The following is a 6,721-nucleotide window of genomic DNA, read 5'->3' as shown; positions in this document are numbered from 1 at the left end:
GTCTCAACGCCAAATATCTCGCACTACAGAATACCGTTTAGATCGCGACGGAACATCCAGCGCGTTCTGCATAACAAAAAAGCGACGCCTCGAAAGAGGTGTCGCTTTTTTTGAGGCTGTGCCGTTGCCGGCTTAGTCCGGCAGGATCCGCTCGCCGGCCAGCAACTGCGCGACCGTCTCGCGTTCGCGCGCGACGTGCACGCGCGTGCCGTCCACCATGACCTCGGCGGCGCGCGGACGCGTGTTGTAGTTCGAGCTCATCACGAAGCCGTACGCACCCGCGGAGCGGATTGCGAGCAGATCGTCCGGTTCGATCGCGAGCGTGCGTGCGCGGCCGAGCCAGTCGCCGCTTTCGCAGACGGGGCCGACCACGTCGTAAGTCTGGGCGGGCGCGTTGCGTTCCACGACTGGCTCGATCGCATGGTACGCGTCGTACATCGCCGGACGGGCGAGGTCGTTCATCGCCGCATCGACGATGGCGAAGTTCTTCTCCGCGCCCGGCTTCAGGAACTCCACGCGCGTGAGCAGTACACCTGCGTTACCGACCAGCGAACGGCCCGGCTCGAAGAACACTTCGCGCGCCTTGCCGTCCTTCGCGCCGCGCGCCTCGATGCGGTCGAGCACCGTGCGCACGAATGCGCCGATCTCGGGCGGCGTCTCGTCGTTGTAGCGGATGCCGAGGCCGCCGCCCACGTCGATGTGACGGATCTCCACGCCGTCGGCCTCGATCTGGCCGACGAGTTCGAGCAGCTTGTCGATGGCGTCGAGGTAAGGCGCGATTTCGGTGATCTGCGAGCCGATATGGCAGTCGATGCCCACGACGTCGAGATGCGGCATGGCGGCCGCCGCGCGATAGGTGGCGCGCGCGTCGTCGAACGCGACGCCGAACTTGTTTGCCTTCAGGCCCGTCGAGATGTAGGGATGCGTCTTCGGATCGACGTCCGGGTTCACGCGCAGCGAGACCGGCGCCGTCTTGCCGAGGGCACCCGCCACCGCGTTCAGGCGGTCGAGTTCGGGAATCGATTCGACGTTGAAGCATTTCACGCCTGCTTCGAGCGCGACACGCATGTCGTCGGCGGTCTTGCCGACGCCCGAGAACACGACGTTTTCCGCCTTGCCGCCCGCGGCCAGCACGCGCGCAAGTTCGCCGCCCGACACGATGTCGAAGCCGGCGCCAAGGCGCGCGAACAGGTTCAGCACCGCGAGGTTGCTGTTCGCCTTGACCGCCACGTGGATCGAGGCGCGCCGGCCGGCGCACGCGTCGGCGTAGGCATGCCATGCGGCGGTGAGCGCCGCGCGCGAGTACACGTAGAGCGGTGTGCCGAACTGCGCGGCGAGATCGGTGGCGCTGACGCCCTCGACGTAGAACGTACCGTCGATGCGGTGGAAAGCGGGTTGGGTCATGCGAGCGTCTTATTGGGTTGGCGTGGCGCTGGAAGCCGGCTGCGGGCTGGCGGGCGCCGTTGGGGTCGTGCCGAGTTCGGTGTCGGGGGACAGGGTGAGCGGCGTGCCGGACGTGTCGGGAATCGAGCCTGCTTCAACACCCGAAGCGCTCGAAGCCGCGGACGCGGCTTCAGGCGCTGTCGTTCCGGTGTCTTGCGTTTCGAAATTGGGCTTGGGCGGAAGCGGCGGCACGGTGGGCATGTAGAGCGCGCCGCGCTGGCCGCAGCCGACGAGTGCAAAGACTGCCGAAATGGCTAAAATTGCGCCGGGCGCCGCTGCGCGCATCCTGGAAATGACACGCATAATTGTCCCTGAATGAATAACCGGTGGAGTTTAGCATGACCGACAGTGACTACCTGGGCCGCGCGGAAGCCGTGCTGGCAGCGGTGGAGCGCGCTGTGGACGAGGCCGATGCCGATATCGAACTCGAGCGCAGCGGCAATGTTTTGACACTCGAATTCGAGAACCGGACCAAGATCATCGTGAACCTGCAGCCGCCGATGAGCGAGATCTGGATTGCCGCGAAGGCGGGCGGTTTTCACTACCGCTTTATCGACGGTGAATGGCGCGATACGCGAAGCGGCACGGAGTTCTTTTCCTCGCTCTCGGCTTATGCGACGGAGCAGGCCGGCGAGCCGGTCAGCTTTACGCCCTGACCAGGGTTGAGCCGCCTGGCTGCGCCAGCGCTGCCTGTTCAGTGCCCGCGGAACAGGTTCATGATGTCTTCCTTCTCCTTTGCGTTCACCTGCTCGGGCTCCGGCGCCTCCCCGGCGCCGGCCGCGCCCGCTGCTCCGCTCGCATCCGATGCGCCGCTCGCCGCCGCATCGAGCGCCGCCTGGCTGATACCCACCGTCGAGACGAAGCCGTTCCCCGGCGTCATGTCGGCGTAGTACAGCTCGTCGCCTAGCGTCACGACGCCATCGGGCATCGGCATCCTGTACTCCGGCACGCCGTTGAGCGCTCGGGCCATGTAGTCGATCCACACGGGTAGTGCGAGGCCGCCGCCCGTTTCCTTGTCGCCGAGACTGCGCGGGTTGTCGTAGCCGATCCATGCGATCGCGGTGAGCGTGTGCTGATAACCCGCGAACCACGCGTCGCGCGAGTCGTTGGTCGTGCCCGTCTTGCCGCCCAGGTCGGTGCGCTTGAGGACGTTCGACTTCGCGCCCGTGCCGCGCTGCGCGACGCTCTGCAAGAGGCTGTTCATGATGTACGCGTTGCGCGGGTCGATGGCGCGCGGCGCGTTCTGCTGCGCGACGAGCGGCTGCGCCTGCGCGACCACCATGCCGCGCTGGTCCGTGACTTCGGCAATCAGATAGGGATTGACGCGGTAGCCGCCGTTGGCGAATACCGAATAGCCCGCCGCCATCTGCAGCGGCGTGACGAGACCCGCGCCGAGCGCCATGGGCAGATAGGCCGGATGGCGGTCGGCGTCGAACCCGAAGTGCGTGATGTACTGCTGCGCGTATTTCGTGCCGATGTGGCTGAGGATGCGGATCGACACGAGGTTCTTCGATTTCATGAGCGCGGTGCGCATGGTCATCGGGCCGTCGAAGCCGCCGCCGTAGTTTTTCGGCTCCCACGCCTGGCCGCCCGTTTCGGCGGCGCTGAAGAAGAGCGGGGCGTCGTTGATGATGGTGGCCGGCCCGAGCCCTTTGTCCAGCGAGGCCGAATAGATGAACGGCTTGAAGCTGGAGCCCGGCTGGCGCCACGCCTGCGTGACGTGGTTGAACTTGTTCTTGTTGAAGTCGAACCCGCCCACGAGCGCGCGGATCGCGCCGTCCTGCGGCACGACCGAAACAAAGGCGCCCTCGATCTGCGGCAATTGCGTGATCGACCAGTCTCCCGCGTCGTTGCGCACGACGCGGATGATCGCGCCGGGCCGGATGCGCTGGCTGGGCTGCGCGCGCGGGCCGAGCGCGAACTGCGCGAAGCGCAGGCCGTCGCCCTGGAGGGTAGCGGCATTGCCGTCGATGAAGGTGGCCTCGACCTCTTTCGGGCTCGCGGATGTCACGACCGCCGCGATGAGTTCGCCGTTGTCCGGGTGTTCGAGGAGCGCGTCGTCGATGGCCTGCTCGCGGTCATCGGTGTCTTCGGGCAGATCGATGAATGCCTCGGGGCCGCGATAGCCGTGACGCCGTTCGTAGTCCATGAGGCCCTTGCGCAACGCACGATACGCCACATCCTGGTCGGCCGAATCGAGAGTCGTCAGGACGTTCAGCCCGCGCGTGTAGGCCTCTTCGTGATACTGCGCGACCATCATCTGGCGGACCATTTCGGCGACATATTCCGCATGGACGCTGTATTCCCTGGTCGCGCTCTTGACGATGAGCGGCTGCTTCACCGCCTCGTCGTACTGGTCCTGCGTGATGTAGCGCAGCTCCAGCATGCGCTCCAGTATGTACTCCTGACGAACCTTCGCCCGTTTCGGGTTGACCACGGGATTGTAGGCCGACGGCGCTTTCGGCAGACCGGCCAGCATCGCGCATTCGGCGAGCGTGAGGTTCTTCAGGTCCTTGCCGAAATACACCCGGGCCGCGCTCGCGAAGCCGTACGCGCGCTGCCCGAGGTAGATCTGGTTCATGTAGACCTCGAGAATCTGGTCCTTCGAGAGCTTCGATTCGATCTTGTACGCGAGCAGCATCTCGTAGATCTTGCGCGTGTAGGTCTTCTCGCTCGACAGGAAGAAGTTGCGCGCGACCTGCATGGTGATCGTGCTCGCGCCCTGCGTGGCGTGGCCGTTAGTGAGGGCGACGATGCCGGCGCGCGCGATGCCCGTGAGGTCCACGCCGCCATGGTCGTAGAAGCGCGCGTCCTCGATCGCGAGCACGGCTTTCTTGAGATCGTCCGGCACGTCCTGAATGTGCACGATGTCGCGCCGTTCTTCGCCAAATTCGCCGATCAGCACGTGGTCGCGCGTGTAGATACGCAGCGGGACCTTGGGCCGGTAGTCGGTGAGCGCGTCGATCGACGGCAGGTTCGGTGTCGCGACGATCAACGCGTAGCCGAGCACGAGCGCCGCGCAGGCCACGCCCGCCACGATCAGGCCGGCGAAGCCGATGAGCAGCTTGAACCACCACGGCCGCCGGCGTTTGGGCGGCGCGGGCGGTGTAGGCGGTGGAACGGGCGACGGCGACGAGATCTCTTGCATACGGATACCGAAAAAACAGTCCCGCGATTATAGCCGTCCGGCACCGGATGCTTTCGGGATGCTTACGTTGACGATGAGAGCCGGCAGACGCATGCCTTCACTGTAGACGCGCCCCTCACGCCTGAATAGCGGCGGTGGCCCGGATTGGCCGTTCGGACGAATATTCGGAGCGGTGCGGGGTTTGCACAATGCTTCCTGACGCAAACGCCCGAACGGTTCGTGGCGAGCGAAGCCAATGAGGGACTGCAATGGGGTTTGGGAGGCCGATGTTGTTGGGTGCGCGCCGCTTTGCCGCAGGTGTCGATGTCGCGGCGCGCGGAGTCACGCTGGCCGTGCTGAGCCGGCGCCTTTTTGGCGCGGGCCCGGTGCGCGTCGAATGGCTGGCGAGTGAGCCGCTCGCGCGGGAGGCGATGGCGGGTGCGGACATTGTCGATCGCCCCGCGGTCGTGCAAGCGCTGCGCAGCGTGTTCAGCCGGCTGCCGCGCGTGTGCGCGGCGGCTTCGATGCGCTGCGCGATGGCGCTGCCCACGAATGCCACGCTCGTCGCGACCGTGCCGCTCGCGCATCTCGCGCCGGCCGGCTGTCATGCGGACGAGTCGCAGATTTATGCCGAGCTGGAGCCGTTCGTGCTGGCGGAAGCGGAACGCGTGGCGGGCGTCGAGCGTCACGAACTCGCCGTCGACTGGCGGGTGGCGCCCTGGAGCGGAACGGTGCCTCGCGGGGCGCAGGTCACGATTGCCGCGACGGCGCGTGCACATCTGGAGGCGCGCATCGAGTGCGCGGCCATGGCGGGTATCACGTTGTGCGCCGTGGACGACGAGGCTCACGCCGCACTGCGCGCGTTGCGCCATGCGGCGGTGTTCGAGTTGCCGCCGCATGAACCGTATGTGGCGTTATGGATTGGTTCCGAGGGCGTGCGCGGCTGGGCCGTGGCCGACGATGCCATCGCACGCGAAATGCGCTTTCCCGCGCTCGAGTACGCGGACCTCGTCGAAGCGCTTCGTGATCTCGTGCAGGAGGAGCCGCCGGGCTGTGCCGTCGTGGCCGGCGACCTCGCCTTGCTGAGTGGTGTGCACTTCACGCTGGCGGATATCGGCAGCGTGCTTGGCTGTCCTGCCTTGCCGTTCGAATGCGCGACGCTTGCTGACCCGGAGCGGCCGCTTGCGGCGGGGCTGGCGCACGATCCGTCGTGCGCGGTGGCCTTCGGTCTGGCACTGCGGGGAGTGAGTGAATGAGGCGCGGGGGTAGCGGCAGCGCACAGAGCGTCGCAATGCGCATCGGATTCAACCTGCTGCCGTGGCGGCAGCGCGAAATGCGCCGGTTGCTGTGGCGGCGGATGTTCGAGTGGTGTGCCGCGGCGCTTCTGGGCTGTGCCTGTGTCGCGCCGCTCGTCGGTTGGCAACTGTGGACGCGTGGCCGGGCCGATGCGCGGCGTGAGGTCGTCGAGCAGGCCGTGCAACGGTTGCGCTTGCCGCTTGCCGAGGCAGGCCGGCTCGCAAGCGAGGCGGCTGCGCAGCACGCCGCAGCGGAACTGGCGCAGCAGCACGCGAAGCCGTTGAAGCGCCTGATGGCGTTGTTCGATGGGCTGGCCAGCGCGGGCATCGCGGGCGTCGCGCTGCAACAGGTAGTGCAGCGCGGCGACGAAGCGGAACTGCAAGCTGCGGCGGTTGACGAGTCCACGGTGGCCGAGTGGCTCGGGCACCTGCGCGCCCTGCCCGAAGCGGCTGAGGTGAGCGTACGCGAGCTGAAGCGGGCACCGCCTGCGGCAGGTGCGAAAGAAGCGACGGCCGGCAACGAGCCGATCCACGTGATGGTGCGAGTCGTTTGGCAGGGCGCGTATTCGGGACCGGCGAAGCGGGCGACCGAAAGCCATGAAGACAGATTGAGGAATCCGAAATGAGTAGCGTGCTCGTTGACCGAGCCGATTCGCTCGCAAATATGAATGGTGCCGCGTTGCGCCGCCGGGCGGCACTGCATGCGTGGGGCTGGCGGCAGAGGTTGAGCGTTTTCGTGGCAACGGCAGTACTCGCTGCATCGTTGGCGGGTTTTGCCTGCACGGTGGGAGATCTTGCTGGGCTGCGCGCGTCGGAAGCGCGATTGAACGATGCGCAGCGTGAGTTCGCGCAAGCC

6 protein-coding genes are annotated in these 6,721 nt (G+C 66.5%); 3 read left to right on the top strand and 3 right to left on the bottom strand.

Features of this window, described 5'->3' with window-relative positions; all coding sequences use genetic code 11:
* Positions 1-132: 132 nt before the first annotated feature.
* Both lysA and lptM read right to left on the bottom strand, forming a co-directional pair.
* Positions 133-1,404: a diaminopimelate decarboxylase gene (gene lysA / locus V8683_RS22775; protein WP_411188279.1), complete on the bottom strand. Its 1,272-nt coding sequence runs from the start codon at positions 1,402-1,404 to the stop codon at positions 133-135.
* A gap of 9 nt (positions 1,405-1,413) precedes the next feature.
* A complete protein-coding gene (gene lptM / locus V8683_RS22770; protein WP_411188280.1) occupies positions 1,414-1,746 on the bottom strand; it encodes an LPS translocon maturation chaperone LptM in 333 nt (110 codons plus the stop codon).
* A gap of 35 nt (positions 1,747-1,781) precedes the next feature.
* Here lptM and cyaY point away from each other — a divergent pair, with 35 nt between their 5' ends.
* The gene (gene cyaY, locus V8683_RS22765) at positions 1,782-2,099 is read left to right on the top strand and encodes an iron donor protein CyaY (protein ID WP_411188281.1); all 318 of its coding nucleotides are present in this window, start codon (positions 1,782-1,784) and stop codon (positions 2,097-2,099) included.
* Positions 2,100-2,137: 38 nt separating this feature from the next.
* On the opposite strand, the gene V8683_RS22760 is transcribed toward cyaY, so the two are convergent.
* Positions 2,138-4,591, bottom strand: coding sequence for a penicillin-binding protein 1A (locus V8683_RS22760; protein ID WP_411188282.1), 2,454 nt, complete (start codon positions 4,589-4,591; stop codon positions 2,138-2,140).
* Between the two features lie 266 nt (positions 4,592-4,857).
* On the opposite strand from V8683_RS22760, the gene pilM reads away from it, so the two are divergent.
* Together pilM and V8683_RS22750 are read left to right on the top strand one after the other, a co-directional pair.
* Entirely contained in the window at positions 4,858-5,826 is a 969-nt protein-coding gene (gene pilM / locus V8683_RS22755) for a pilus assembly protein PilM (RefSeq protein ID WP_411188283.1), read from the top strand.
* A 35-nt stretch (positions 5,827-5,861) separates the two neighbouring features.
* On the top strand, positions 5,862-6,491 hold the full coding sequence (locus V8683_RS22750) for a hypothetical protein (protein ID WP_411188284.1): 630 nt from the start codon (positions 5,862-5,864) through the stop codon (positions 6,489-6,491).
* The last annotated feature ends 230 nt before the right edge of the window (positions 6,492-6,721 follow it).

Source organism: Paraburkholderia sp. AV2 (genome assembly GCF_054968425.1).
Note: the sequence above shows the minus strand (reverse complement) of the source record. Positions and strands in the feature narration are given on the sequence as shown.

Bases quoted from the DNA above. Each gene is read 5' to 3' on its own strand.
- lysA (WP_411188279.1), bottom strand. From the start codon at position 1,404: ATGACCCAACCCGCTTTCCACCGCATCGACGGTACGTTCTACGTCGAG.
- lptM (WP_411188280.1), bottom strand. From the start codon at position 1,746: ATGCGTGTCATTTCCAGGATGCGCGCAGCGGCGCCCGGCGCAATTTTA.
- cyaY (WP_411188281.1), top strand. From the start codon at position 1,782: ATGACCGACAGTGACTACCTGGGCCGCGCGGAAGCCGTGCTGGCAGCG.
- V8683_RS22760 (WP_411188282.1), bottom strand. From the start codon at position 4,591: ATGCAAGAGATCTCGTCGCCGTCGCCCGTTCCACCGCCTACACCGCCC.
- pilM (WP_411188283.1), top strand. From the start codon at position 4,858: ATGTTGTTGGGTGCGCGCCGCTTTGCCGCAGGTGTCGATGTCGCGGCG.
- V8683_RS22750 (WP_411188284.1), top strand. From the start codon at position 5,862: ATGCGCATCGGATTCAACCTGCTGCCGTGGCGGCAGCGCGAAATGCGC.